Annotated in this window: 1 protein-coding gene; it reads right to left on the bottom strand. The window is 57.3% G+C overall.

Translation table 11 applies throughout. The annotated features are described in order from the left end of the window. On the bottom strand, nt 1–588 hold a 588-nt coding region (locus QSJ19_RS26585; protein ID WP_286324058.1), incomplete at its 3' end, for a hypothetical protein. Nucleotides 589–834 lie beyond the last annotated feature (246 nt).

Genomic DNA, 834 nt, shown 5'->3' with positions numbered 1-834 from the left:
TGCTGGGCTCGCAGGCCTCCGTTGATGATGCCACTTCTGCAACTGTTCAAGAGTCGAGAGCAAGGAGTTGAAGTCAACGTTGTAAGGGCGGTGCACCAACCGTCGCGGGCGCGCCGAGCGTCCGGCGACGCTGTGGGAGAACTCGATTGCCGGCACTCCGTTGCTCAACTCCGCGAAAGAGATCGTTGACGAATCAAACTGGTAGCAATCTCCGTTGCCGAATACGACTCCGTCAGCGCTGAGGAGTAGCGGACCGCGTTCTTTGAAACTGACCACGCTCAGCAGCGGAACCAGCACCAATCCGCCGAATGCAGGAATCACCAACCGCCATGCCTGCCAGTAGCCAATTGCGATGGCCACGATCATCCCAGCCGATATCAACCCCGACATCAAGGCAATGAGTATCACGGGGTTCGAATAGAAAGGTTGACGGTGCACCTCGACTCCGCGCTGCTGAGCAATCACTTTGGTTCGAAGCGGAGCCACCATCGCGACCGGCAGGAGTACCAGTGCAGCGAATGCAAACGCAATGAGCGGCAAAGAAAGCGCAATTGATACAACACATCCTGTTACAACCAGAACGAGCACTCCAATTGCTGACCAGCACGACGGCTGATACGCGTAAGCCGTGTACCTCTTCCAACGAAGAGTCACCTTACGACTACCAACACCTAACGCCATAGCGCGTCCACCCCTTTGGATGTGGCATATGACGCAAGGAAACCTGCTGTAGCCCCCACAACCAGACCTGCGGCGGTACCCACGCCTGGTAGAGGCACGAATGTACCGGCGACGGCACCTGCTTGAGCACCCAGATAGGCTCCTGCCAACAGC

The organism is Gordonia sp. ABSL11-1, from assembly GCF_030315685.1.
Classification (GTDB): Bacteria; Actinomycetota; Actinomycetes; order Mycobacteriales; family Mycobacteriaceae; genus Gordonia.
The sequence above is the reverse complement of the archived record's forward strand: the minus strand, read 5'-3'. Positions and strand labels throughout refer to the sequence as shown.